The 26,849-nt window shown below is 38.6% G+C and carries 20 protein-coding genes; 7 read left to right on the top strand and 13 right to left on the bottom strand.

The genetic code is table 11. The annotated features are described in order from the left end of the window. Positions 1-70: 70 nt before the first annotated feature. The 10 genes from AC012T_RS27430 to AC012T_RS27385 all read right to left on the bottom strand — a co-directional run bounded on the left by AC012T_RS27430 (position 71) and on the right by AC012T_RS27385 (position 14,312). Positions 71-1,381, bottom strand: coding sequence for a clostripain-related cysteine peptidase (locus tag AC012T_RS27430; protein ID WP_487067415.1), 1,311 nt, complete (start codon positions 1,379-1,381; stop codon positions 71-73). Positions 1,382-1,457: 76 nt separating this feature from the next. Next, complete coding sequence (locus AC012T_RS27425) at positions 1,458-1,910, bottom strand: Hsp70 family protein (protein ID WP_487067433.1); 453 nt, start codon at positions 1,908-1,910, stop codon at positions 1,458-1,460. Next, positions 1,844-3,244, bottom strand: a complete 1,401-nt coding sequence (locus AC012T_RS27420; protein WP_487067413.1) for an Hsp70 family protein — start codon at positions 3,242-3,244, stop codon at positions 1,844-1,846. Before AC012T_RS27420 ends, AC012T_RS27425 begins: the two co-directional genes overlap by 67 nt. A gap of 29 nt (positions 3,245-3,273) precedes the next feature. After that, positions 3,274-5,148: a ligand-binding sensor domain-containing protein gene (locus AC012T_RS27415; RefSeq protein ID WP_487067411.1), complete on the bottom strand. Its 1,875-nt coding sequence runs from the start codon at positions 5,146-5,148 to the stop codon at positions 3,274-3,276. Positions 5,149-5,286: 138 nt separating this feature from the next. Then, positions 5,287-6,060 carry a hypothetical protein gene (locus AC012T_RS27410; protein ID WP_487067409.1) on the bottom strand — a complete coding sequence of 258 codons (774 nt, stop codon included), beginning with the start codon at positions 6,058-6,060 and terminating at the stop codon, positions 5,287-5,289. 3 nt (positions 6,061-6,063) lie between these two features. Beyond that, positions 6,064-7,599, bottom strand: a complete 1,536-nt coding sequence (locus tag AC012T_RS27405) for a hypothetical protein (RefSeq protein ID WP_487067407.1) — start codon at positions 7,597-7,599, stop codon at positions 6,064-6,066. Positions 7,600-7,604: 5 nt separating this feature from the next. Next, positions 7,605-9,923: an NACHT domain-containing protein gene (locus tag AC012T_RS27400; RefSeq protein ID WP_487067405.1), complete on the bottom strand. Its 2,319-nt coding sequence runs from the start codon at positions 9,921-9,923 to the stop codon at positions 7,605-7,607. A gap of 84 nt (positions 9,924-10,007) precedes the next feature. Then, the gene (locus AC012T_RS27395; protein WP_487067403.1) at positions 10,008-11,204 is read right to left on the bottom strand and encodes a CHAT domain-containing protein; all 1,197 of its coding nucleotides are present in this window, start codon (positions 11,202-11,204) and stop codon (positions 10,008-10,010) included. Beyond that, entirely contained in the window at positions 11,201-13,852 is a 2,652-nt protein-coding gene (locus AC012T_RS27390) for a hypothetical protein (RefSeq protein ID WP_487067401.1), read from the bottom strand. Before AC012T_RS27390 ends, AC012T_RS27395 begins: the two co-directional genes overlap by 4 nt. A 106-nt stretch (positions 13,853-13,958) precedes the next feature. Beyond that, the gene (locus tag AC012T_RS27385) at positions 13,959-14,312 is read right to left on the bottom strand and encodes a hypothetical protein (RefSeq protein ID WP_487067399.1); all 354 of its coding nucleotides are present in this window, start codon (positions 14,310-14,312) and stop codon (positions 13,959-13,961) included. A gap of 169 nt (positions 14,313-14,481) precedes the next feature. On the opposite strand from AC012T_RS27385, the gene AC012T_RS27380 reads away from it, so the two are divergent. From AC012T_RS27380 to AC012T_RS27365, 4 genes are all read left to right on the top strand, one after another. Then, the gene (locus AC012T_RS27380) at positions 14,482-14,652 is read left to right on the top strand and encodes a hypothetical protein (RefSeq protein ID WP_487067397.1); all 171 of its coding nucleotides are present in this window, start codon (positions 14,482-14,484) and stop codon (positions 14,650-14,652) included. Between the two features lie 360 nt (positions 14,653-15,012). Next, entirely contained in the window at positions 15,013-15,825 is an 813-nt protein-coding gene (locus AC012T_RS27375; protein ID WP_487067395.1) for a nucleotide-binding protein, read from the top strand. Then, the gene (locus tag AC012T_RS27370; RefSeq protein WP_487067393.1) at positions 15,797-16,603 is read left to right on the top strand and encodes a hypothetical protein; all 807 of its coding nucleotides are present in this window, start codon (positions 15,797-15,799) and stop codon (positions 16,601-16,603) included. The genes AC012T_RS27375 and AC012T_RS27370 overlap by 29 nt, the downstream gene beginning before the upstream one ends. Positions 16,604-16,902: 299 nt before the next feature. Then, complete coding sequence (locus AC012T_RS27365) at positions 16,903-17,556, top strand: DUF6753 family protein (protein ID WP_487067391.1); 654 nt, start codon at positions 16,903-16,905, stop codon at positions 17,554-17,556. Here the strand turns inward: AC012T_RS27365 and AC012T_RS27360 are convergent. From AC012T_RS27360 to AC012T_RS27350, 3 genes are all read right to left on the bottom strand, one after another. Further along, positions 17,545-18,240 carry a response regulator transcription factor gene (locus AC012T_RS27360; protein ID WP_487067389.1) on the bottom strand — a complete coding sequence of 232 codons (696 nt, stop codon included), beginning with the start codon at positions 18,238-18,240 and terminating at the stop codon, positions 17,545-17,547. The two genes, AC012T_RS27365 and AC012T_RS27360, sit on opposite strands and share 12 nt — an antisense overlap. Positions 18,241-18,970: 730 nt before the next feature. Next, on the bottom strand, positions 18,971-19,213 hold the full coding sequence (locus AC012T_RS27355) for a hypothetical protein (protein ID WP_487067387.1): 243 nt from the start codon (positions 19,211-19,213) through the stop codon (positions 18,971-18,973). Then, positions 19,210-19,617 (bottom strand): helix-turn-helix domain-containing protein, encoded by a 408-nt coding sequence (locus AC012T_RS27350; protein WP_487067385.1) that lies wholly within the window; start codon positions 19,615-19,617, stop codon positions 19,210-19,212. The genes AC012T_RS27355 and AC012T_RS27350 overlap by 4 nt, the downstream gene beginning before the upstream one ends. A 475-nt stretch (positions 19,618-20,092) precedes the next feature. On the opposite strand from AC012T_RS27350, the gene AC012T_RS27345 reads away from it, so the two are divergent. The 3 genes from AC012T_RS27345 (at position 20,093) to AC012T_RS27335 (ending at position 26,399) form a co-directional block, all read left to right on the top strand. Beyond that, a complete protein-coding gene (locus AC012T_RS27345) occupies positions 20,093-21,181 on the top strand; it encodes a hypothetical protein (protein WP_487067383.1) in 1,089 nt (362 codons plus the stop codon). A 172-nt stretch (positions 21,182-21,353) separates the two neighbouring features. Further along, positions 21,354-22,076, top strand: coding sequence for a hypothetical protein (locus AC012T_RS27340; RefSeq protein ID WP_487067381.1), 723 nt, complete (start codon positions 21,354-21,356; stop codon positions 22,074-22,076). Positions 22,077-22,484: 408 nt separating this feature from the next. After that, positions 22,485-26,399 carry a PriCT-2 domain-containing protein gene (locus AC012T_RS27335; protein ID WP_487067379.1) on the top strand — a complete coding sequence of 1,305 codons (3,915 nt, stop codon included), beginning with the start codon at positions 22,485-22,487 and terminating at the stop codon, positions 26,397-26,399. Positions 26,400-26,849: the final 450 nt, after the last annotated feature.

The raw sequence follows: 26,849 nt of genomic DNA, 5'->3' as shown, positions 1-26,849 counted from the left end.
GAAAAAAATAATGCTACATTTTCCTATCTAACCGGGTCAAAGAGTTTTACTTCCGCTTGATACGCAATCCTTAAACCAAATCATTAAGCCTCTGTAAAAACTCTCCCCACCCACAACCAGCAAAATCTGACCTCTCGTAAAACTGACAATAACCTCTCACTGGCGAATAAATCGATAGCCCTTTCACACGTTCAAATCTCACCCCTGAAGTCACATTTGCCAAAATTAACTGCGGCTCAACTTCAACAATCATCAAGTCTATCACTTCATCAATAACCTGGGTTAATTCATCACTATCCCCAGCATATTTATCCCGTAAAACTTTCAAAAAGTCATACAAATCTACAAAGTCACTATCCTTAAAACGCACCGCTTTACGTTGAGCATGATACAGCGCTTTCTCAGTATAAATATCTTCTTCTACCACCAATTGACGTAAAACAGCCGCCAATCTTCCCAAAGCCTCAGCTAGTTTCTCAACCATTCTCAAATTTGTAGCTGATTGAGTAATTTGAGTGACACTGCCCCGCGATTCTCCCTCATAGTAACGCCCGTACTCCTGTACAATTAACTTTGCCAATACTTCCGATGTCATTTCTGGATGGGCGGTTAAATTCTGCAAAATTGCTGTATAGGGATAACCTGTTAGGGGTTCTACCTCTTGGGATGCAACCATATAATTAGCATTTGTTCGCAACTGGTAAGCCACTTCCACCATGCCCATTAAACAGGCATCCATGCCAATTAAGCTAACTTTTTTACCCGTAATCGCTTCTGCTTCCTGAAAAGCCTGCTGAAGTTTGGCATTATCCAGGAAGTCTAAAGACGAATCATCAAAAGCGATCGCCCGCGAATCTTCATCATCTAGTTGCAGCACTTCCGTAATTGAGGAAAGGAAGAAAGCACGAGACAATTGCCGATGATTTCGGGTAAGCGATCGCACTTCATCCTGACTCGCTTGAATTTCCACACCACGCAATCGCGCAAAAGCATAGATGTCATCTTCTTTCCAACCAGTACCGTGATTCCACAAAATCACCGCGTAGTTTTCTGCGGGATAATTTTCAATTCCCCAAACAATAAAATCCCGTAATGCACGAGGATCGCCCGTATTCTGCTCTGGGATATTCTCAATTTGCCTGGGTTCTTCTGAAGGGCGGATATATATACGGTATGTGTGTTCGCGGTCAGATAAAGTATCAAACTGCACCAAAACAGCCACATCTGGAGTAGACCCCACAGCTTCCATCTCTGCAATGTCTTGATAGCCTTGCGCCTCCATCGGAGCCATCAGGCGTTTACCTTGAAGTTGCTCGAAAACCTTGCCGTTGTCTCCGGCCATGTAGACCATCATAGTCCAGCGACGATTATTTTGAGTCATGTTTCAACATTCTGCATTTAGAGTTCTTCTTTTTATACAAATCTCTCGCTGCGATTACCGCAAATTCCACAAACTATTAGTTGATGATTTTGCTTTTGAGTTCGGTAAGTAGTTCCTCTGCTTGGTTAACGTTGCGGCTATTAATAGCGGCTTTCAAGTTGTCTAAAGTTTCTAACAGTGGATTGTCAGATGTTTTATCTTGATTAATCACACGTTGCAGTCGGATTATTTCTTCTTCTAACTGAAAAATCCGATTGGTAACAGCGTCTTCATTTTCATGCACTTTCGCTTCTTCAAGTTTCTGGTCTACCTCTTGTTGAGTCAAGCGATAAAAGCGGTCAAATGTCTTCTCTACAGGTTGTCCATCGGTGGTGATATCTTCCGCCAAAACATGGAGAATGCCATCATGGTCAACTTTGAACATACAATTAACCCGAACTTCCCCAGCCGGACGAGTAGTTGCTAGGTTAAGAACCACTTCACCAATAAATTCATTGTCCCCTGCAACTGGTCGTTCACCTTGATAAATGCGGAAGCGGATACTTTCTTGTCCGTCGCGCTGAGTAGTAAAAGCTGGGAACCCTTGCGCCACTTGGTAACTGGTATCGGTTCATTGGCACAAATAATCGCATCCATCTTGCTGTTAGCTAACTCAATTCCCAAAGACAAGGGTGTTATGTCCCAGAGTTTCACCTCCTCCCGAAGATAACCACATAATCTTGCCCCCTGAACCGCCGCACCTCTAGCTACAGCTTCATCTGGATTTACAGAGTCGTTGATTGTCCAACCGTAGCGATCGCGCAGTGCTTCCTTAATAGCGGGTAATCTGGTTTGTCCACCAACTAACAATACTTGATCGATGTCTGAGGCTTCTAACTTTGCTTCTTTCAAAGTTGCATCGCAGATATCTAAGGTGCGGTTGATAAAAGGTTGCACAAGTTTTTCTAACTCAATACGAGTTAATGTTGCTTCTAGCCCCAAATACTGTTTTTTTACAGCAAAAAGATTTGGAATGCTAATTTGATACTCTGTGGCTTGAGTCAGGGCAATTTTGGCAATTTCTGCTGTTTTTCTGAATTGGGAACGCAAGCTATTATCTTCTGCAATAGGTAAATCTACATCATGCTGCTGCTTGAACGCTTTCTTCATCCAACTCATAATTGCTAAATCTAAATCATCGCCACCTAAATGGGTATCGCCACTGGTAGCCTTTACCCGAAACAAACCATGTTCAATTCTCAGAATTGAGATATCGAATGTACCACCACCCAAGTCATAAACCGCGACTGTTTGGGGTTCTGTACCCAAGCCAAACGCTAAGGCCGCAGCCGTTGGTTCATTAATTATTCGACGAACCCGTAACCCAGCTAATTCTCCGGCTTCTTTCGTAGCCTGACGCTGAGATTCACTAAAATAAGCTGGAACAGTAATGACAGCTTGGGATATTGTTTTACCCAAAGTTGCTTCAGCATCTTCTTTCAGCTTACGCAGTACTTCGGCAGAAATCTGTGGAGGTGTAAAAATTTCTTCACCAATACGAACAGCAACTTTGCTCTGCTGCATTTCTGCAATAGTGTAAGTAACTTGGGTTTGGTCGATGCGTACCCGTTCGTCACGAAAGGTACAGCCCATGAAGCGTTTTACAGAGTAGATGACTTGACTGGGGTGAGTGGTGATGAAACCCAAGGCTGATTTACCAACAATGGGTTGATTTGTTTGGCTATCGAACATCACAACAGAGGGAGTGAGGCGATCGCCTTCTGAGTTGGACAAAACTCTCGCCTGTCCTGTGTCTGGTTCCCAAATTGCGATCGCTGAATTGGTTGTCCCTAAATCAATCCCTAAAATATCTACCTCACTCACCGTCTACTCCCCTTTCAATTTTAGATTTTTTAATATGTGTAGCAACTTAAACCAGAAGGTGTACCTACCCATAATTTAGTCTCTTTATCTTTACCAGTGCTGATGGTAAGTGCTATAACTCGATTTGCCCCTAACCCACTATTATGGATGTTAAATTCGTTGATTTTCCAGCTATTAGCCTGACTTAGCAGACAAAATAATCCTCTATCTGTCCCAACCCATAAACTGCTATTGTTCCTATCCCATACCAAGGCTGTTATGACTCGGTTCTCAAGCTCAGGTATTGGTTCCCAGTTGTCAATATTGCCTATGTATAATCCCTGACTTGTACCCACCCAAACCTGTTCGGACTCATCTTTATTAATTGCTAGTAGCGATCGCACATCTGCACTGCCTAAGTTACCAGTAATTGGAGTCAGTCGTTTTGTATCAGCTTTATATAACAACAATCCTGCCGAAGTACCTAGCCAAACATGGTCTGTGACAGATTGGGCAATTGCTTGCAGCCATCCCCTCACAGGCAGTTCATTGTTAGAAATTAGTTGTACCCAAGCTGAATCTTTGTACTGATAAAGACCATCTAACCCAATTGCCCAGTAGCGATCGCTTCCAGCAGTTAGGGTTAAAATTGGCTCAGAAATATTGGGCGCGGTTCGCAGGTCGTTCTGCTGTTTTAAGCTATGTAAACCACTACTCCAACTCGCAACCCAAACAGTTTCTTGGTCTTGGCTGGTGATGATAGCGCGGATATCTTGACTAGCAAGTTGTCCATAGCGCCGCCAACTTTCGGTAAATAAGTCATAACGAAATAAACCCTGTGCTGTTCCAATCCATAAAATAGAACGGTCTGCAAATTGCTGCACTGACAGTGCTTGCACTAAACTGCTGAAAGTGGGTGGAGATTTTTCGCGGGAAGCTAACCCAATGACATCGGGGGGATTGTCCGTTAAGTGCAAAAGTATTTGTTTGTTCTCTCCACGCAATAGTCCATCATGAGTGCCAATCCATACTTGATTATCACTACCTGCTAGCAAGCTGGTAATATGTGCATTAAATCGATTTCCTGTCAAGGGTTTCCAAGCTGTTTCTGTTGCTAAACCCACCTGTCCGCCACAGGTTGCCCAAACTCCTTGCGGATGGGGAGCTAGGGCAGTAACTTCACCAGGATATGTAGTATCAATTTTGTGCGATTTGTTCGTTGTTAGGTCAATGCGTACCAGTCCGCGAAAAGTTCCCAACCACAGGTTTTCACCTTGACGAGCTAGCGTGAGAACATCCGGTTGCACGCTGTCGCTAGTACGTATCCAACTAGCATTTTTGTAATTATAAACGCCTTGAGCATTGCACAGCCAAATATCATTTTCGTTGGCAATTGCGATCGCTCTTGGAGGAAACCCAGCAGAAGGTAATTCGATAGAGGGTTTGCGGTCTGGAGTGTTGATAGCATAAATACCGCTAGCAGTTCCAGCCCAAAGTTTACCAGTAGAGTCCAAGGTCAAACAACTTACCTTTACCTCGCCCAGGATGCGGTAAGGTCGCCAAGTATCATTTTTTAGATAATAAATTCCAAATTGTTCGTGAGCAGCCCAAACTTGACCCATACCATCTACGGCAACTGCTAATACTGAGTTACCTGGCAAACCATGTTCGCTGGCGTATCTCACAAATCGATTTAATTCCAGCTTCCAGTGCAGTATCCCTCCTCCAGTCGCCAACCATAAATTTTCTTGTGTCAGGTCAAAAGCTAAAGAGCGAACATGGCGCTGACTTGCCAAGTTACTCCATTCTAAAAAGGCTTTATCGCTAGGTTGTTCCTGTTGCGGTGCAGTATCAGCAATGGGGATGGGCAAATCTTCTCCCCCTACTGGCACTGGTAAATCAAGTTGGTAGTCTTTACTACTCATAATTTGTTAAGTAGGTCGGCGCAAATAAACCGTACTGGCTAGGGTCGTCATTTGTCATTTGTCATTTGTCATTTGTCATTTGTAAGGGTTTGGGGCATATTTACGTTTTGTAATATAGTTCTGTTTATTCCTATCGACTTACTTAGTGCTGGTGATGCGTCCCCACTCCTCTTTTAATTTGTCTAACTCAGCTTGTAATTCGTAATTTTGGTCTTGCTGCTGTTCGATACATTGATTGAGAAAATTATGCCAGTGTTCTTGACTTTTTTGCTGTTGCTGCCAAAGTCCGTAACGTGCATCTTTATACAAACGTTCTGTTGCTTGCTTTAAATTTTGTAGCTGTCGGTTTAACGCTCCCTCCCAAATCTTCAGACGTTGGTATTGCTGTGTCAAGTTTTCTTGGGAGTTACGAGTTATCCAAACTACTCCCCAAGGTAATTCTTCTAAAACATCAGCTAAACTGGCAGTAGCGTCACTGCATAAACCTTGGAGATTAGCGAGCAATTCTGCATCCTCAACGTTGACATCAGGATCTAATAATCGAAAAATATGCTCCAGTAGCATATCTTTATCAATCGCTTCTGGATCTTTTTGGCTAACTTCTGTTGTTTGTTCTTCCTGGTAGAGAAAATTATCGGTGGCGACATCTTGCTGTTGGGTGTCGTCTTCATCCTGAGTGAAACGTTGAATTTGGCTGCGAAGAGAGGCAATTTCTGCTTGTAAGCGCATTGACTGGCGACGTAATGTACCAACTACCGCCTGAAATTCGTTGTAAGCTGCTGTGAGATTTGTTTCTAGTGGTGCAATTGTTTCCCGTGCAGTAGTAATTGAGGAGCGCAGTTGTTGCAGTTGCGTCAGTAACCTCTCTAATTCTGCTTGAGTTATTGCTGAGGTTGATGCAGGATTTTTCATTAATTATAAAATACCCTTAAGAGGGTTTTTAGCTTTACGCTCTTTATCTTGCCCGTATAACCATAAACCTGTACAAGTGCCGAATGAAATCAACAAAATCAATAGAGTATATTGCCAAGAGAAGAAACGTAAAAGAAATATAGTTGCAAAACTAACCAAAATAGGAAACCAACAGAATAAAGGTAAAGTGAAAATAGTCAAAAAACGGAAATAATTTTGATTATCTTTCTGTCCGTACCAAGACAATTTTCCAATACTCAACAACACACCTGTGAAAATCCCAAATCTAACCCCAACCATAGCAACAGTACTAGCTCCAGCCACAACTCTAGCCAAAATTAAAGTCCCAATCATAGCCATAGCCATAACCCAAATCCAAGATACACGTCTAAAAAAAGCCCCAACCGCAAGCACAAAGACAGCCACAGATCCAATCAGAGCCACAGTACTAGCCCCAGCGACAGTACCAACCAGAGCACCAGCCTCAGTCATAGCCACAGCCCCAGCCGCCAAAATTAAAGTCCTACCCTGAGTTACCCCCCCAAACAAACCCCCAAACCCAACCCCAAAGACAGGCAAGCTCATAACCATAGCCACAGTAGTAGCCCCAGCAGCCCTAGTTACAATCCCAACCCCAGCCAAAATAAAAATTCCAGTCACAGCCCAAATTGAAGCCATACCAAAACTCACCTTCCCAAGCAAAGCCCCAATCCAAACTGCAAAAACAGGCACGCTCACAACCGTAGCTACAATACCAGTCCCAGATCCAGCCCCAGTTAACAATAAATTTCCAGCTACAATCCCAACCACAGCCTCAGTTGCTATGATGTTATTAAAATTTTTGTCAATATTTGAATTGCTCGGATTACTACTTAATAACTGATAAAGGTCACGTTGAAATGTCAATAATCCAAATAATCCAAACTTGATAAAGTATTTGGGGTTTTGCAATGAAGATACCCAGAACCCAAATAATATATATAATGCCATTCCAATTAATAAATTGATCCAAAAATTATGCTCTTTTAAAATTATTGTATTCATTGCAATGATGCAAAATGAAATGAATAAAAATATCGACGACAGAACTAAAAGATGGTGCCAGCTTGTAATAAACTGATATTTTGAATCTAAAAAATGATAACGCCAGTCATTGCGTTCTAAAGGACGATAACTATTACTTAAACAACGGAGTAAATCACGCTGTAAATTACATTCAAGAGATGAGAAAAGAGTTTTCCAACGCTCACTATTACTAATAGCATTAAGTAAGTTAAAAGGAATTTCAAAATTAATCTGCTCTATTTCTTGTTTAAACTCTTTTAATTTTTCCCAATCCAGCTCATCTTGAAATTCAATCGCACATAGAGGAATGACTATTCTCGGATCAAGTGACTTATGCTCGGCAATCTCATCAGCAGAACATTTGGCAATTAACCAAGCTGTTCTTGCCATATCTTCCCTTTCCTCCACAAGAGGAAAATGAACAGCAATCCAGTCCCAATCACTATAGCGAAATTGCTCATAAGATTTAGGCATAATTCTTAATCAAGAGAATAGGTTTGTTTCTTAGTGAGTTCTGTTAAATATAAAGCTGCTTTTCGTGCGAGCTTAGAATTAGGATGCTTCTGTATCTCTTTCAAAATTTCAGCCGCATAAGGTGTACCAATCTCTACTAAATCTCGCATAGCGGATTCATCGCCTTTTTCTGCTAAAGATTGTAACTGAGATGCAGCTAAATCTCCCATGCGAATTAAGGCTTGACGAGCTTCAGGAAAGTTTTGTTGTTGGTAAGATTGAAACAATATTTCTGCTGCTTGAGGTAAATTTGTCCTTGATAAAGCACTAACAGCAGCCTTTTTCAATTGTGAATTAGAAGAAGTTTTTAATGTTGATTCTAAAAATTCAAACATAGCCCTTCCCCTTTGACGAGAACCTGCTGCTGCTACTGCACCAAAAGCAATGGCTAAATTTTCATCATTATTCACTTTTTCTAATTGTTGTTTAAAGTTATTAATAATCTCATCTGCTAATCTCTGCTCTACTTGTTGAGCATCTGCTATACACTCGAAAGCTGTTACTGAATCTTGTTGATAAACAGCCTGAATTATATTTGTAGCGTCATTAGCTAAACCACTCCAAAGTTTAACTACTTCTCTCCAAGTTACTTGATCTATTTTAAATTTTTTTACTAACTCATCTCCTCTATCTAATAAAGCAGCCGCAGCAAAAAATTCTTGTAGAGTTAAATGAGCAAATTGGTAACGTTCACCGTCATCTATCTTGAGTAATAAATTACTACGTTGTTCAATCTCTTCTAAAATTGCTTGAGCTTCTTCTGAATTTATGTTTAATGAAGGTAGCACTTGTTTAATCTGTGTTAATACTGTTGAATAGTCTAAGCTACGACGATCTCGTGTACTTTGAGTGGCATTATCTTGAATAAACAAGGCTAAAGATTGTAAAATTCGACGCTTACTCGTTCCTCTATATTGATTTTGCTTATTCTTCGCATTATCCCAGAATTCTAATAAAATATCAGTTGATTTTTGATAAAATTCTGCGCGTGAATGGGGTAAAATAAAAGGAGTATCTGTATAAAGATAAGCGATAATCGTTAATAGCAAAGGATTACGAGCCAAAGACATAATCTGAGGACGCTCTCGTAAAGTCTGCATTAGTTGGTCAATAGATTTTTCCGGAGACATTTTATTTTTCCATGCCTCTAAGAAGCGACGTATCTGTTGGTCGCTAAAATCAATAATATCTAATGTTTTATCAATATCTTGTGCAAATTCATTATTATAAACTGCGGTTCGGCAAGTAATAACTACTCGACATTTATTATATTTATCTAATAAATCTTTTATTTCTTTAATTACTTGAGAACGTACATTACTATTAACTTCATCTAAACCGTCTAAAAATAATATCAAGGTTCCATTCTCTAACCCTTGAGCGACAAAACGCTGGGAATTAGGAAAGTTATCTCTCGCAAAAGCCTCAACTAATTGATTTTGTAAATATTCTTGGTTTAAATTGGAATTATTGAGACGATGTAATTCCAGTAGTACAGGTACATTCTTAGATAAATCCTTATCTAATTTTTCATCAGCCCAGGATAAAATTAAATATTTTAACAAGATTGACTTACCCGCCCCAGGAATACCTCTAATTAATAAGCGTTTGTACTCAATAATTGCTTTTTGAGCAATTATTGCATCTTTATCTGATGTTCCACTAACTTTGAGAGGGACAAAAATTTCTCTCAGTTTTAAAGGTTTGTTTGGTCTAAAAGAAATGTTGAGGGTTTGATGCTTGCTAATTAATGCCTGTTTATAGCGTTGAAGTGACCAAGATGAGAAAATAGAAAGCCCAGAAATCTTTTGATAAACAAAATTTACTACTGACTCGATTAAGTTAGTAAAATATTTTTGTAATGTGTCTTTTAAAATAAATGAAATAAAGAGTATAACTGCTGCTCCCCATCCTAACCCCCAAAACATATTACTTTTAATTTTTTCAAATAGATCATTGTCTTTTTTTTCTTTCTGTTTGGTATACTCATCCTCGTAAATTTTGGCAATCTCTGGGGCTGATAATTCGACCGAGTTTTTTCCGTATAGGTTTATAATTAATCCTGTATCCATTGATTTATCATTTTTAACATGACGCTCTGCATAGCCTTTAATATCTTGTATTAAAGTTGCTTTAGCTTTTACATCTTGTGTTTTTACATTTGGTGTTAATGTTGGTGTAGGAGTTTGGCTGAAAACTGAACCAACGAAAGTTAAAACAAAAAAGATAGTAAAAATTAGTAGCTTTAATTTGTAGCGATAAGTTAGATTAAAAGGATTTTTCATACATTAGTTTTGCTTTACCAATATTTAGCATAGTGTTACAATTTGCAATACTATTTATAACTATCTGCCGTTGTTATACGTAATTTACTGAACCAAGCGATAACCTGCCGGACTATAAACCCCATAAGCCAACCCCAACGGATTATTAAACTTCTTCAAAAAATACCACCTCGTCGCCCGTAATGCCTCCCCAATACTCATAATCTTAACCATTTTCTCCCCACTGACTTCATCCTCCACTACCATCCCCCGCAGAAAAAACTCATAAAACACCTTCGCAAACGCCGCCGCAAACATATCCGGTACAGGACAAGCTGTAGCAATCACCGCCGCCGCTCCATGCTGAATAAACACCTTTGGTAAATTGAAAGTCCTGCGTAACTCATCCGCACCCCCAGCCGACTGACAAGCATTAAGAAACACTAACGGCTGACAGAGAAATTTCCCCTGTCGCAACAAAAATTTGTAAGTTTCCAACTCTAGCACCAAGCCATTTTCTGTAATCTCCTCATCTTTAATAAAAGAAATCAGCAGCTTATCACCTAGTTTACTTTCCTTACAATGGCAAGCAAAATGTAACATATTGTGGCTAGCTTTGTAAAGATATTTGAGTAAATCATCACCCAAGGGTTCGCATGATTTCCCATTAGTCAAATTGCAAGCTGTCCCCAGTAAAGTAAAGCGGTCTTTTGCTGTCACTCTCACCAATCTTTCAATTTCTGGTCTTTCTTTTTTATGAGCATGAAGTAATCTGTGATGCAAGCAAAATAACATATCAGAAGGTTGTGCTTGCTCCAAAACATAATCTGCGATATCTTTTTCTGGGTTGAGAATCCGAGCCGGGGTGTAGCGCAGTCCCCAAAACATCTCAGGATTTCCCTGTTCGTAGTCTTCCTCACTACCCTCAAACAAAACCTCCCAAGGAAAGGGCATAACTTCAGAAACAAAGGTGGGAGCTACATTTTCATTTAGGCGACTAGTGAGGATTTTATTTGGTCTATCTTCACCAAAAAATGCTTGATAAGCAGTCCGTCCCCATTCAGCTAATTTGATTAAATATTGATTGCACAAACCCGCGTCTAATGCGAGGCTTTTTTCTTTATTAACAGTTATTCTTAAAGCATCAAAACAATCTAAAATTTCTTCTGTCAGCACTTCCAAAACTTTATTATCAGGTTTAGGAAAGCTCCACCGACCAATTGAGTAGTAATCTTTGTCGATGATAATTTCTAAGCAAGAACTAGCCAAATTTACACCAACTGGACTGCCAATTCCTCTCATTGCGCCTCACCATCCTGCTTAACAATATTCAGTGCAAAACGCAAATTGTGAACAGGTTCTATCCCGTCCTCAAAGTAAACCTGAACTAACACTGACCGACTTTCCATTTCAGCAGGGACAGTAAGCGTAAACCAACCTAAATAATCTCCGGTAGCTGTGCGTGTCATAAGTATTGAATCACCAGGAGTAACCTGCAATCCGGACGTGACGATAAAAACACGTAAATCATCAAAACTTAAATCTTCAGCCACCTCCATTAAACGATTCTCGTACCATACAGGAGGGGTACGGCGCAGGCTAACGCGAAACCTTACTGTGCTTCCTGGGGATACTGGGTCGTCAATTTCTTGACCTATAGGTTCCACAACCGCATAGCCCTGTCCCTGCACAGGTCGGTAAGGACGCGCCATTGGGTCGCCAAATAATACAGAAGCCAGCCAGTCCAAGGATTCCGGTACAACGGTTTTAGCCAATCTACGAGCCGTTTGGAACGCCACACCCAAAGTTTGCCCTGCCCAAATGCTGTTATAAAAAGCACTAACAAAAGCTGTTTCCACATTTGGTTGCACCGCCCAGAGGGAACCAACAAAGGCGCTACAACCTGCTCTGACAAAGGTAGAAGCCCAGGTTTGCTCTAATGCTGTTAATTCCGGTTGTCCTGCATTTAGATAACTCAAAGATACAAGAGGATGATTGCGACGCAGACTCAGCTTGGCTGGTTGCACCTCACGCTCAATATCCTGAATATCGCTACTGCTATTCACCCGCACTGGCGCATCCTGGCGGTTTGTTGTGTCCACAGATTGACCATAGCGAATTAAATGCAAGCCACGTATTGATTCAAACAAAGTAATATCATTCAATATACCAGCTTGCATGGAAATTGGCGGCGGTGCGCCTGATGAGTGCAAAAGCTCAGTCCAAAGTTCAGGTTGTTCCACACTGGCATAATGGGCAACATTTACCGCACCCACAGGAAACTCATAGGGTCGTGCTTTTTCTAACTCCCAAAGCCATCGCCCAATAATAAAGCGATCGCCTAAAAATTTCTGCCCATCATGCAACAGTTCCCAAGGAAACCAACCATCCTGGTCAGCTAATATCAGTAAAGTGAAAGGGTGGTTAAAGCTGGCTATGGTGCGAAAAGTATTTTGCAGTTCTTCTGGAAGTAAGGATTGAAACAGGTACTGACCCAGGGAAACAAGGCGAGAACGGAAATCTTGAGGGAGGCTACTTGCTGCTTCCTCAAGGATAGTTTTTAATAATGAGTGCGATCGCTCGACCCAAGTAGTAGATAAAGACTGTGAATTGTAGTCAACGTCATCCGCAAATAGCAAGCGTGATTGATAGCTATCGATGTGATAATTGAAAGTACACGCGGAGATATCTGCGTTCCAAGTAGTATGCACTTGGAAAATTATATCTGGTTGAGGAGCGGGACGCGATCGGGCAGCAACAAGGGAGCGTAGTTCTGTTTCTTCAAATGCGGTAACTTCTACTTCAGTTTCGAGCGTTGTTTTGTAGGTTTCACCGCAGTAAAGTTCTGCTGTGATTTTGCTTTTACCTGAACGCAGGGCGGTAAGATTGAAAGTTGCAGTTTGGGTTATGTTAATGGTGTCAGAAAGGGGTAAGCTTGTGGTGTTATCACCGTTAAATTGAAAGCCGGGAGCAGTAAGGATAATGTTTAGTTCATTGCCAATTGCTTCGTTACTTGAGATTGTTAGTATATAAGAATTACTGGAGTCGGTAAGAGGTGGATTCAGATAAAAAGTTACTTCAATATCTAAACCAATTGATGCTATTTTTGGAGATACATTGAGCAATAATAAGTAGTGTAAATCTTGAGAAAGAGTCTCTGCTTGTCGCCAAGCCAGATCGTTTAAAGGTGGCAATACATTTGTTTCATATGTTTCATATATTGCTAAGTAAATCCAAGGTAGTTCTAACAAAGAGGGTTGTTTAACGCTGGTGATAAAAAATTGAAGATTTCCTAGTGAGTGGGAATTATATTCGCGGATTAGGTCTTTGACGTTTACAAAATATTTTTGCAGAACATACGAGTTATATTCATGCCAACGAAAATTAGGTATACCTTTGTAATAACTCCACCTTGTACCTTCAACTTGAATGTCACAGAAAGTATCTGCTTTGTGAAGACAAATAGCAATGTGGTTAACTTTATAGCAATTATTTTTTAAAAATTTTAGCCAGTATTGTAACCTATTTCTCCAAACTAGAAAAGAAGGAAAACTATCTATTACAGTTTTGCTTTCTATAAAATTTGGATGCACTAAATCACGATGAGGAGGTATTAACAGAAGAATCGCTTGGCTTTCTCTAATTTGTTGTTCTATTTTCTGCCACTCTGTGGGTAATTGTTGCTTCCGATCACTAATAAAAAACAATTCACTAGGAATGTCTATCCAATGAGTGTTGATTTGTTTTAAACCTATCGGCAATTGAATATTAATTTGCAGTCTTTCTAAGTTCATATTTGCTGTATCTGCTATTTCTCCAAGATTAAAGTCAGAAAGTTTTGCTACAACTTCTGTATCATTAACTGATAGATTCATCGCCGATTTACTAGCCAATGCCATAAGCATACTAGTTTTACCAACACGGCGATCCCCAATGACAACAATACTCATGTAAAACCTCTAATTAGAAAATTTTCTAAAAGTAACAATTAGAATTATTAGTTTTTTGATTACAATTACCTGTATGATTTTGATGACGTAATTTAGAGTAAGCTGCTTATGAGGTATCTAAAACGACCAACGTATACCTTGGCGTGCAATTCTGATAGCGTTTATACCTGGATGCGATCGCTTCTTCATATCTTCCAGATTTAATGTTTGTGTTACCGCGTTCAAAGTACAGTTCAGGGTCATCATCTACTAATTCTTGCCAATCAAGCTCCAATTTTTGACTTTTTTCTAGAAAAACTGAACTTTGAATGGGTTGGCAACTCAAAAATCTTGTCACAGTCGCTAAAGATAGCCCTAACTCTTCAGCAATATCTTCTTGATATGCATATCCACTAGGTCTCAAAGCTAACTTGAGAGTTTCAATCGATTTTTGGCTAACTTTGAGCGATCGCCGCGCCATATTCGCTAAAGGTTGGGTTATTGAGTCGCAATTGAGATTATTCTAATCATTTTCTAATTTCCTGTCTTATTTGCCACTATAAATCTTCAAAATCTTCCTCGGTAACGCCTCTTGCATCGCTAAAATGGGAGTTTAAGCAAACAAGTCTGATACTAAGAAGGTGGACAAAATGATAGCAAGCACTAGAACAACAGGTAAAAATTTAACAATTCCCCAAGTGGGTATGCTTGCTGCCGTCCAAAACCGCCGTGCTTTGGTTGCTAAGGTAAGCTTTACTCAAACCACCCTCTTGGTGCTGTTTATTATCTATTCACAGTGTATACTGAAAAACCTTTTTTAGAACATCCCCGACTTTTCAAACAACCTCTTAACAAATACTAATCTATGTGCTAAATAGGGGATCTCCCACGGACTGTAATTTTAGTATTGGAGTAGAAATTGAACTTAGGAATAATTAATCGAAACAAAATACATCAAAAAGCCTACGATTTTACATCAAATGATAGTTTCTAAATGGGGAAATAACCTGTAAAAATACAACTAACACATTTCATAAACTTGCAAATTTAATTTGCAGGTAGTTAATCATAGTTAAATTTAGATAAAAAGCTTTTTATCTTTTTCATTACTTACCAGAATGTCTTCAATATTGAAGCAAATCATTGCTTAATTTATGACTAGAAAAAGGAAGCACCCCATCGTGAATGAAAATGAACAGATACCAGCAAATGAAGAAACCACAGAAAATCAACAGTTAGAAACAACTGAACAAACAGGAAGAATAGTAATTATCACAGGAGATAAAGGAGGTGTAGGTAAATCCACATTTGCAAGAGGATTACTGCATTTATATATCAACAAACAGTTAAAGTATTTAGCTTATGACTCAGATCATCGCAATGCCCAATTGTATAGACATTACGACTCAGCACAACCTGGAGTGAAGCTACTTGATATTTTTACAAGAGGTGGTGCAGATGACTTACTAATAGACTTAGAAAAAGAACTGCCCCCATTGGTATTAGTAGATTTACCCGCCCAGTCAGGTCTGTTTTTTGAGAATTTTGAGAAAGATTTGGGTGTATTTAATGCTGTCAAAGGCTTAGGATACAGAGTGACTATGGTAAGTGTACTATCTAGGGTAAAAGACTCAGTGAATATATTACGAATTCTTCACAAATACTGTGGAGATCGTGTTGATTATGTAGTTGTAAAAAATCTGTTTCACGGTGAAGCTGATAAGTTTGAACGCTATGACAGTTCTGATACTCGCACTAAACTTTTAGATGCTGGTGCGGTAGAAATCAAAATGCCTGATTTGTTTTTCAAACCCTATGACTATATTGATGAAAAAAACTTAACTTTTAGTGAAGTTCTAGAAGATCAACAAGCCAACATTGTCATTAAATCTCGTGTTTCAGCTTGGTTGAAAGAATTTGAGCAAAGCGTGTTGAATGCTAATGAATTATTGGGGATAAAAGAAAATGCAGTCATCACAGATCAAGCCGCATAGCCAAAATAATCCAGGAATTATCCCCCATCCTAAACGACTAGTAATGACGGTTGGTGATGCTAGAGTAGGTAAGTCAACAACAGCACGTTTGTTGATAGAAATTTATCTAGAATCACAATTAAATCTCAGAGTTTATTACAGTGGTAATCGCAATAAGTTATATGCTTATCAGCTATTATTACCTATTGCTCAATTGCCCTTAACACAAGGTGGTGCAGACCAATTATTAATTGATTTAGAGAGTTTTTCTGATGTGCAAGTAGCTCTGAGTGATTTACCTGGACAAAGTTTTGAAGAATTCCGACAATTTGCACAAGAAGTCATGCTTTGGGATGCGATTGCTCAATTAGGTTATCGTATCACCTTTGTGCATCCAATTTCTTATCGGAGAGATTGTACAGATTATCTACAAGAGATTTTTAATTGTTATGGAAATAAAGCAGACTACATCATTATCAAAAATCTGTATTTTGGTGACGAATTTTCTTACTATGATGGTTCTGATATCCAACAGCGTATCCAAGCAAGTGGAAACAATGAGTTATATTTGGGCAAGTTATGGAAAGATACTTATGAATTATTAGAATCTCTGGATTCACCTTATAACTATGGTATCCAAAATTCTGAAATAGATTCTATGAACCGTTCTCGTGTTTTTAATTGGATGGAAGAATTTAGTGAGCAAATTAAGAATAATAAACATATTGGGGAATTATTAGGTTTATTGAACATTACACCAGCAGTGGATTTACAAAATCAATTAAATAGCGATTTTTAAGCTTTATTATAAATATTCAAAATCAGGAATAAGTGGAAATAAAATTATGCGTAGAAAAATCATAATTTAGAACAATTTTAGGATTTCTAACCAATTAATATGAAGCTGCATATAAGTAATCGGACAAAATTAATTACACAAACATCTGGACTAAAATTTTTGACTGATAGAGAATTGCTAAATAACCAATATGTAATTAATTCTGTCCATTTCAGCACAATAAAAAACTGACATATAGGAATCAGGTTTGATTACTATATCATCTCTATCAAGAAACATAAAAAAAGGCACATAAACTTATGAACACCTCTGTAGAAGCTTCTTTAGATACAACATTAGCAGGACAATCAGATCATTTTAAACAAAAAGTTCTCGATGTAGTGAGACGTTCTGGTATCAATCCTAAAGACCCATTGTTTTTGGTATTAAGTTCCCTAGGTAAATTTGAGGTCTTAATGGAAGACATTCCCGGTAAACTTAATACTGTAGTCGAGGGTTGGACAACAGAAATAGATGACAAACTCGATAAAGCATCAAGTGTAGCCATTGTTCAACAAAAAAGTGCGATCGCCAAGGCAGCATCAACCTTGTTGAGTAAAACCGAGCAAAAAAAATCTAGATCCGTCTTTAGTCCTTTAATAGCCACTGTCCTGGTATTATCTGGTGTGTTTGGTGTTGTTGTGCTGGCTGGTAATCTATTTTCTATTTGGAGAGGTAGAGGGTTAACAGAACCAGTTCGCTTGACTGTAGAAGAACAAGAAACTTTGAATTGGGCTAAGTCAAAAGACGGAGAATTTGCTCGTCAAATTATGAAATGGAACGATTTTGATTTGAGTGTTTGTCGAGCCAAAAAAGCTCAATTAAAAGGCAGATGTATGATTTGGGTTGTGAATAATGACGAGCGACAACGTTATCTAGATCAATTAAATCAAAAATCAAAATCAAGCCGTTAAACTGATTTGATTCGTTTCATCACTATCTATCAGTCCCTCTACAATTGCTTTAGTAGCAGCTTGAGCGCGGTTTTGACAATCGAGTTTAGTTAGAATACGATGGACATGAGACCTCACAGTACCTACACTCAAAAAAAGTTTGTTAGCAATTTGATTGTTTCTATCACCAATAGCAATCATTTGCAAAATCTCTAATTCCCTAGAACTAAGCGAATATTGTCGGCAAACTCGTTTTATTTTCAGACTGGGAGTAACGACTACTGGTTGAGGTTGCAAATTTTGAATTAATATTTTAGCGACCGCAGAATCTAACCAATGTTCTCCTTTGTGTGTCACATAAATAGCTTCTGCTAACTTTTCTTTAGCTATCATCCTCGTACAATATGAATCTGCCCCTGCTGCAAAAGCTTCTTTGACAAAGATTTCCGTAGATTGACCATTGAATATGACTATTTTAGTGATTGGTGATACTTGTTTAATCTGTTTTACAACTTCAAGACCACTATCATCTGGGAGATGCAGATTAACAAGAGCTATGTGTGGAGCATGAGTTTCTATTAGTTTTAGTCCTTCTGATGCTGTTTCAGCTTCCGCACAAATATCAATACTCTCCTCTTCCGAAAGTAACATTCTAATACCATACCGAGTCAGATCATGGTCATCGATAATAACTGTTTTGATCATCTGATTTACCTCCTATTTAGGTTGGATTATCTGATTTTTCAAAATTATTAGTGATGATCTTGAAAAATGGTAACTGATGACGGAGTTCAATTGCATACAATACAGAATCAAAGCAGATGGCACAGAAAGTCTTGTACTGAAATATAAATCTTATTCTATGCCATGCCGCATCATATCTTGCATCCAAATAAGAACTGCTTATTTGCCAGTTTATGAAACGGCAAATTTAATCTTCTAATAATTATTCAATAATTTATTTCTGACTGTGATTCAGATCACAATCGAAACAACTGATTCTTATTTATTGTATATAGATGTTGTAGTTAATTTGTATTAAAATACACAAGGTTCAAAGGTTTAAATATTTAAAAAGCAGCAGAATGAGAATTATATACTACAAACAGCTAATAACTAGACTTTTAAATGAGTATCTATTGTCTATAAACTTTGCTTAATAAGACTTTTAACGATTCTTGGTCCGTATCCTTATCAAAATTAGCTTTGAGCCATTTGATTTTATTTATAGTAATGTATATTACTTAAGTGACAGGGCTTTTGAACACTTTTTATACCATATAACTTCAAGATCATGTTAGAAGATAAATTTTTTTTTACTCAGTTACAAAAACTGATTCACTATTCAAGTGAACGCTAGTATCGAATTTATATATGTTTTTATACCTTTTGATAGGGTTGCAATTAGAAAAGCTAGGTATATTATATTTATTATTCATGCTGTTTTTGCTGCTAAGAAATTGGCACTTTTAGATATTACATCCAAAATATCTGCTGGTTCAAGCAGAGTAATTTGTGCCAAGACTTCCTCCTTAATCTCATCAACAGGACGATTTTTTAAATTTCTCGCATGATTCAATGGGCTATTTTCCCAACATTCACGGTAGCTAGATAGAGATATATGACCATCCAAATACTGTTGCTTAGAAAAGCTAGGTATATTATATTTATTATTCATGCTGTTTTTGCTGCTAAGAAATTGGCACTTTTAGATATTACATCCAAAATATCTGCTGGTTCAAGCAGAGTAATTTGTGCCAAGACTTCCTCCTTAATCTCATCAACAGGACGATTTTTTAAATTTCTCGCATGATTCAATGGGCTATTTTCCCAACATTCACGGTAGCTAGATAGAGATATATGACCATCCAAATACTGTTGCAGCGATTCGCTATCTCCACCACTCACCCTTGCCAGACGAAAGAAGTTTTTAGAGTCAGCTTCAGGAACCACTTTCGCTTTTAACCATCTATACACAGTTGTAGAATCAACACCAATTCTTTCAGCTAATCTTTTTTGAGTCCAGCCTTCCTGTAATAACTGTTCAATTAATTGAGCTAGTCGTTTTTGCCGTTCCTGCATAGTAGAAAACCTGGTTCTACCAGTTATAAAATTTACTTATTATCCCACTTTATATTTATCTGATCACGTTGGCGATTTCAAATAATTGATATGTAGTCCCTAAGTTGGGTTTGAAGTAGCTACTGCATAAGGTTTTTAGATTTATGTAGTACATTCGCCAACAGGTGCTTATCCTGATACAAACGTTTAGCAAGGCTCAAAGTGGATGAGACTTACTAATTTATTTTATTTACTAATTTAAGACTAAACCTCTTTCCTTTACAAGAGTTTGAGGAAAATAATCACAGAAGTGCTTACCACAAACCAATAAAAATTTTGGATCACATTGGCATCCTATTGTTAAGAAATTATAAGTAGCTATGCAAACCTACCCTGCATTGTGCAAATATTTTTATAGCAGGATGCAAAGTCACATAATGTACTTTTAAAAAGCATCCGTCAAAAAACAAGGTGTCATTACTCCAAAAACAAAGTTATGACGTACACGACGGAATCTAGGCAAAATCCTGTGAATGGAGGGGGAAACCAAACCAGGTTATCTTCTGATTCTAGCGTATTTGAGGATACAAGGAATCTTCCCCTTGAAAACAAAAGTGATCCAATGGAGTTAAAGACTGACTCTGAACAAAATCAAGCTGATAGTCAAAACTTATCAAAAATAGAAACTCAGTTAAATGAGGCTGAAGCTTTAGAATTAGGTAGGTTAGAAGGGAGAATTGAAAAGGGTTTAAGAGCTTTTTGGGAAATAGGGGAGTCTTTGGATCTAATTCGAGATCAACGACTTTATCGCCAAAACTATAAAACCTTTGAGGAATATTGCCTTAACCGTTGGGAAATGTCCCGAAGGTCTGCTTATCGCTTGATACAAGCTGCATTGGTTTATGAAAATGTGATCCATAAATCACAAAGTTTTGTAAATGTGACCCATGGATCACAAAATCAAATTCTGCCTACGAACGAACGCCAAATAAGACCCTTAGTAACACTACCCCCAGAAAAACAACGCGAAGCTTGGGCTAAAGCAGTTTCTACAGCCCCTAGTGGAAAAGTTACAGCTGGTCACGTCGCCCAAGTAGCCAGGGAGTACCATCGTGAGAACTCAGCGAATAAATTGGGGAAAAAGCACTCTTTTGAACAACAACACCAATCAACTGATAATTCTGAGCAATCATTAAACCGTAGTTGCTGGAATTGCCGTCATTCTAGTCAAGAGTTGATAAAAGATGATCAGCAAAGTTTTTATTGCGATCGCTTGGGTAAGTTAAGTTTTGTTGAGAAAGATGGCAACGAAAGGGGTGCAGAATGTGAATACTGGACTTATCGCTTTGGAGAATCATCTGAAGTCAGAAATAATTTAGTCCCGTTACGAGAAACTTTCAACCTCACTTTACAACTGCCAGCACACTTACAACCATTAATACAAGATGCTGCTAAAAAGTCAGATTTAGCAGTAATGGAATGGGTAACAAAACTTGTGGAAGAGGCAATTTCCAAAAAAAATGCTCCTCAAAATAGAGATATTCACCAAAATTTTATAGATATTACAGTTTCAGAAGTTGCCTGATATTCAAAAAAATGCTCTTATACAGGGAGACATGAAAAAAGAGCGCAAGGTGGAGAAATTTTTCCTCTTCTGTACACCCCGCCCCTCTAATTCTTCTGTTTAAAATGCCGTGTCAGGCATTAGGATTTGTAAAGGAAGTGCTATTTTCACACCACTAATTTTTAAAGTTGTAATGTTGACCGTGAAAGACCCACCTACCGATTTTCAACTTCCTCCGCACAACGAAGCGGCTTTAGAGGGACTTAGGGAAGCAAAAAACGTTGATTCCGCTGTTGCTCTAGCAGCTAGTGGTTCAGCAATTGCTACAAGCACAATCAACCCCACTGGCTGGTTGCTTTTTGGCTTGGCTTACAAGCCATTGGTCAGGGTGGAAAAGATTGCGCGACTAGAAAAATTAACAACCGTACTGTTGGAGGAGTTTAAAAGCAAAGGAATACAAGTTTTTCCAGTCATTCAGATTGAAGACAAAAACCCTATTGACTTGTTTATCAGGTTTCCACGTAAAACTCACTTGTTTATCTCTATTCGTTCACGGGGAGATAGAGAGGTTGTTTACAACGAAACCAGAGAAGCTTTGCAAATTAGAAGAAAAGATAAGCATGGCCTAAAAGTATGGACACCCTGCCCTCTAGTTGAGTTGGCAGATTATGAAAAGTGGCTTGACAAAAATAGAGCCTTATTTGGGATGTCCTCCCGTGAAGCTCAAAAGACTCCCACAGCCAAAGTTCTTGTTTTATGGACTCCTACCAAAGCAGTGGAAAGTCACAAAGACCATCTTTATACTGAAGTAGGAAATATGAAAATTCTAGCTCTTAGGAGAAAAGGCACTGCGTTTGTGATCCAAAAAGAAGAAGTAACCGAGTTTATTACAGCTTGGTTAGCAAAGTACGAATAGATTAAAATGCGAAAACCTCACGTCCCGGTGGGACAACAAGGTTTTCAAAGTAGATTCCATCATGGAATTGGAGCGGGGTATTGGGTTGACAAGCCTAATTTAAATATCCCTGTTAGTAATCTTATCTCAAAAAAGTTGAGATGTAAAACCAGAAGAACACTGATTTTACAAATAAATAAGATTTACGCAAAAATAGTGTGTATTCATTATTGCTGCCGCCGTCGGTAAGCATAGCCATCACAATATCAAACGGATATTTTTTTATACGTTGTGCGTAAGTCCTAATAAAAAAAACGATTCAGAAAAATTATCTACTTATATTTCTGAATTTCGTCTAAAAGATTACTAACACGGGATAACTCCAATAGCTCCAATTCCTCCAACACAATTACTGGAGGATTGGCTATCATGTCACAGCAAGAATTTAACAACTTATCTACAGCGCAACAATCAACAGAGTCACAGCATTTTGATAACCAAGCTGAACCAAAAAATTTAGCCGATAAACAGAATCAATTTACCGCTGAGATCAAAAAAGAACTAGAACCCCAACAACAAATAGATCAACAGCAACGTCAACAGGCTCAATTTACACCACGGTTACAACCAGAGCCTATCCAAAACGAAAGAATCAAATTCACGTTTAACCCCACTGGTAAAGATAAAAACTGGGACTTTCGGAAACTAGCAGCCAACTTCCAAGACAGAACAGGCACTATTTGGGATGTGATTAGACACGTAGGAGCAGGACACGCCCTATGTGCTGGGTTACTTGGTAGTCAATGGCGGAGTAAAGCCAATATTATTGGTTCTCAATGGTTATTACTAGATATTGACAACTCACAAACATGGACAGATGCAAATGGTAATCCATTAGATGAAAATGGTAGACCAATCAAGATCAATAGAACTTGGGTAGACATTAACGGTAACGTCATTGAAAAATCAGATGGTAGACAAGCCAAGAAAATCTACCAACATCAGCTAAATTTAGACGAAGCAATAGAACACCCATTCATCAAACAATATTGCGCGTTAATCTACACCACAGCCAGCCACCAACCAAACTGGGACAAATTCCGACTGGTATTCGTATTACCCGAATATGTTCAAGATGCAGATACAGTAGAAGTATTGACGCGCTACTTAATGAAGCATTTACCACATGACCCAGCTTGTAAAGATGCTTCACGGGTATTTTATGGCAATACCAAAGCCACATTCCCCTTAATTCAACCTCATGTCACACTACCCCAATCTTGGATAGATGAAGCTGTCACCACCGCTTACCAAGAAAAAATCGAGTACGAGAAACGCATAGCTGAAATTACAGCCCGTCGGATACAGTTTCAAGATCGTGCAAAAGCTAACAACTGGGATATTGATCAGCTAATTCAACAAGCATTAACTTATATTCCCACACGCAGTCCTGGTAGTAACAACTATAAAGAGTGCATAGATGTATTAATGGCACTAAATTCTCATTATGGTGCTGTAGATGCGGAAATTATCGGAGAACAGTGGAGTCCATCAATTAAAGGAACGAGTTGGAATATTCGAGACAAAATTAGGAGCTTTCGCAGTCGTTCTGGTATTTCCATTGGTACGCTATTTTACATCGCTAAACAATATGGGTTTAGATTTCCAAAAGTTGAAGGTACAACTTTCAATAGTAATTACCAGGATGAAGAGTATAACAAATACCAAACAAAAAGATTCAACAATTACCGAAAAGAAGAATTAAACAATTACCAAAGTTCTGTATTCCCAGATTACCAACAAGAAGAGTTAAACAATTATCAAAGGGAGATATTTGAAGATTACCGCAGAAAACACTCCAGTAATAACCTACACCCCACCGTAACAGATCCCACAATCAGCAAACAAGAATGGCAAGCTAAATACGGTATAAAGAGAGACTTTCAAGAGTTTTTGCAAACTTTAATCACTGTTACTAATAAAGCCAAACAGTTTATAGGTAACGTAGTTTACCAACCAAAACCAACCATACTTTTACCAAACAACAACCTAGATGTTGATATCTGGTTTGAACCGAACAATCGCACCCAGACCTACCTAGATGCTGCCAAGTACGGTAAAAAATTCATCTTAGATTTATCACACGCTGGTGCTGGTAAATCTCACACAGTTGGTGAATTTATGCCAGAACAGTTGGGAGTCAATACACTTTTCTACCTCAGCAATGAACACCGTAATCCTACTGTAGCAACTATTGAACAGTGGACAGATCTACCAGTGCGCCACAACGGATTAGTGGCAGATGGTAACAAACTTACACCATTGGGCAACCCACAAATACACTGGCCTCAACTGGGGGAAGAACCGAACATTGAAGGAACTTGTCCTCTCACAGCTTTTTTTAATGCTCTTGCAACTAAAGGATACAAAAAAGAAACATCCGCAGAAGCCAGTCTTAATCCTATCTGCAATGGCTGTAAACTCAGGGCTAATTGTGCGGGTAGAGATGCTGCTGGTAATGTACTTCCGAAAGTCAAGGGTGCTACCTTCCGACGTGATAGAAGGGATACACTAGCATCTAAGCAGATTCGTGCCAATATCAACTCTTTACCCCAAGCTACAGATATTATTAATATGAAGTCAGGTGCTTTTGTTGACGAAGCTTCTAGACAACTACAACCAGTTGATTTTATTAAAGTTAGTTTACGAGATTTTGACTCTTCAATGATGGAGGTGCAAACTAAATTACCGACAGTGTATGACAAAATCAGAGGTTTAGTTCTACCACTGCGGGTACTGCTAACTGGTGAGATCCCCCCTGTTGAGGAAACATATCATGGGTATAATGATGAGCTAATCCGGGCTTTATTAGGGGAAATTCCCACAGACTTACCAGAAATCATTGCTGAACTGGAGACTATTGCTCCAGATATCGAGGAATTGGTACAGCAGGCTGATAGTATTACATTGGATGGGGTTGATAAGAGCGATCGCGAAAATATAAACAGAAAAACCTTAAAGTTTATCCGTAGTCACCTCAATAAACAAGCTGCCCAAGAGACTTACAGGAATATTGACAGTTTACCTGTGAGATGGTTAATTCCCCTTCTAGAAGTGATTGGAGACATCGAACCAGGGGCTTTACGGGTTAAAAACAAACATTTAATTATTGCTACTAAAAACAGCCGTCAAGTTGATGTTCTCAAAGCTTTTGACTTTGTTTTCTTGATGGACGCTACTGCTAACCGTGACAATGTGGCTATGCAGTTGGGGATTAATCCAGAGGAAATACTGGTGATTTCGGAAATTCCACCTGATTACAGTAATCTGACTATTCACCAAATTACGGGCTTTGGATTACTGGGTAAAGAGCGTGGTAACAAATTAAAAGAACGAATTGCGGCATTGCGAAAGGAATTAAATCAGCGTCATGATGGCAATATTGCTTACATAGACCATTTAGCATATAAAAACAAGGGTGATGGACATTGGTTTGCTGATAATCGTGGCAGTAATGCCTATCAAGATAATCAAGCTCTTTGTAGTTTTGGTACTCCCTATCAAGATATTGGCGCGTCTGGTCAAGTTTATATAACTTTAACAGGAGATAGAAGTGTTAGTAAAGAAAATAAGGCTTTTCAAGATGTAATTAACCATTTGGTTCAGACTGAAGTTGTTCAGTGTGCAGGTAGAACTAGAGCTAATCGCAGAATGGAGGAGGTTACTTTTTATGTGGTTAGTGACAAAGATTTATCCTATTTAGCGGACTACTATCCTAATGCTAGGTTTATTAAATCTGATGCTTTTGATATCTGTCCAGAAGCAGGAACGGAAATCCAGCAAACACGCAAGGGCATATTAACAGGTTTCAAGTTGCTGGTAGCAGATGGGGTGACAGATTGGCAGAAAGTTACTCAAGAGGTGCTAGGTAAAGCTGCTGGTATTTCTCAAGAATGGTTAAGTCAGGTTGCTAAGAAGTATTTTGGGGGGTGGAATAGCTTTAGAGAATTATTACTACTCCTATATAACTCTCTATATAGGGTTAGTAATAATTCTCTGGAGGTTTTGACTAAGGAGCAACAGTGGTTTATTGATGAGTATTTACCTCTGTTGCAGCAGGATAGGGCAGCTGGTTATGAATCTGCGGATTTGGTGATTGAACATTTGATTATCTTTAGTGAACATCTTGGTTGGCAAGGGTTTTCTAGGGCTGTGAATGCAGCTACGATGGAAATTAAAGCTTTTTTAGTGGATTGTTTGATCTCTGTTTTGCCTAAGGAGGTTCATGATGAGATTAAGCGCAATTTGGTTTTGTACTTGGCTAAGGTAGAACCTGAATATTGAGTATATACCTAAAAAAGCTGATTTTTTATAGTTGGAGTCAAGCAATTCAATATTGCGATATGGCTTGCTGCTTTTTTTACAAGTAGGAGCAATTTCTTTTTGTTAAGAAAAATACATTGCAGCACGACGGGCTGTTTTAAAAATGCTTTGAAGAAGGAGTCAGGATCAATCAGCCGAGGATTCAGACCTGCGACTGATTAAAGACCACCAAATCTGCGATTTGGTGGGGTCTTAAACCGGGTTATTCATCCGCCACTCGAACAGAATACCCAACTGAATTCTGTTCGATAAAGTGTCTTCCCCAATATACTGATAGTTATAAGCACAGTCTTATTTTGCATCTTTTCAAACAACTGCTTGAATGTAGATTTTAACATTGGTTCAATAATTGTTGTTTTGCGTTAGAATCAAACTAATAAATCTATGCAAACAGTATTAAAATTCAAGTTT

This window comes from Anabaena sp. EIM26 (genome assembly GCF_057568715.1).
Note: the sequence above shows the minus strand (reverse complement) of the source record. Positions and strands in the feature narration are given on the sequence as shown.

What these genes read in the sequence shown, in the direction of transcription:
- AC012T_RS27430 (WP_487067415.1), bottom strand. Translation starts at nt 1,381, where the DNA reads ATGACTCAAAATAATCGTCGCTGGACTATGATGGTCTACATGGCCGGA.
- AC012T_RS27415 (WP_487067411.1), bottom strand. Translation starts at nt 5,148, where the DNA reads ATGAGTAGTAAAGACTACCAACTTGATTTACCAGTGCCAGTAGGGGGA.
- AC012T_RS27410 (WP_487067409.1), bottom strand. Translation starts at nt 6,060, where the DNA reads ATGAAAAATCCTGCATCAACCTCAGCAATAACTCAAGCAGAATTAGAG.
- AC012T_RS27405 (WP_487067407.1), bottom strand. Translation starts at nt 7,599, where the DNA reads ATGCCTAAATCTTATGAGCAATTTCGCTATAGTGATTGGGACTGGATT.
- AC012T_RS27400 (WP_487067405.1), bottom strand. Translation starts at nt 9,923, where the DNA reads ATGAAAAATCCTTTTAATCTAACTTATCGCTACAAATTAAAGCTACTA.
- AC012T_RS27395 (WP_487067403.1), bottom strand. Translation starts at nt 11,204, where the DNA reads ATGAGAGGAATTGGCAGTCCAGTTGGTGTAAATTTGGCTAGTTCTTGC.
- AC012T_RS27390 (WP_487067401.1), bottom strand. Translation starts at nt 13,852, where the DNA reads ATGAGTATTGTTGTCATTGGGGATCGCCGTGTTGGTAAAACTAGTATG.
- AC012T_RS27385 (WP_487067399.1), bottom strand. Translation starts at nt 14,312, where the DNA reads ATGGCGCGGCGATCGCTCAAAGTTAGCCAAAAATCGATTGAAACTCTC.
- AC012T_RS27380 (WP_487067397.1), top strand. Translation starts at nt 14,482, where the DNA reads ATGATAGCAAGCACTAGAACAACAGGTAAAAATTTAACAATTCCCCAA.
- AC012T_RS27370 (WP_487067393.1), top strand. Translation starts at nt 15,797, where the DNA reads ATGCAGTCATCACAGATCAAGCCGCATAGCCAAAATAATCCAGGAATT.
- AC012T_RS27365 (WP_487067391.1), top strand. Translation starts at nt 16,903, where the DNA reads ATGAACACCTCTGTAGAAGCTTCTTTAGATACAACATTAGCAGGACAA.
- AC012T_RS27360 (WP_487067389.1), bottom strand. Translation starts at nt 18,240, where the DNA reads ATGATCAAAACAGTTATTATCGATGACCATGATCTGACTCGGTATGGT.
- AC012T_RS27355 (WP_487067387.1), bottom strand. Translation starts at nt 19,213, where the DNA reads ATGAATAATAAATATAATATACCTAGCTTTTCTAAGCAACAGTATTTG.
- AC012T_RS27350 (WP_487067385.1), bottom strand. Translation starts at nt 19,617, where the DNA reads ATGCAGGAACGGCAAAAACGACTAGCTCAATTAATTGAACAGTTATTA.
- AC012T_RS27345 (WP_487067383.1), top strand. Translation starts at nt 20,093, where the DNA reads ATGACGTACACGACGGAATCTAGGCAAAATCCTGTGAATGGAGGGGGA.
- AC012T_RS27340 (WP_487067381.1), top strand. Translation starts at nt 21,354, where the DNA reads ATGTTGACCGTGAAAGACCCACCTACCGATTTTCAACTTCCTCCGCAC.
- AC012T_RS27335 (WP_487067379.1), top strand. Translation starts at nt 22,485, where the DNA reads ATGTCACAGCAAGAATTTAACAACTTATCTACAGCGCAACAATCAACA.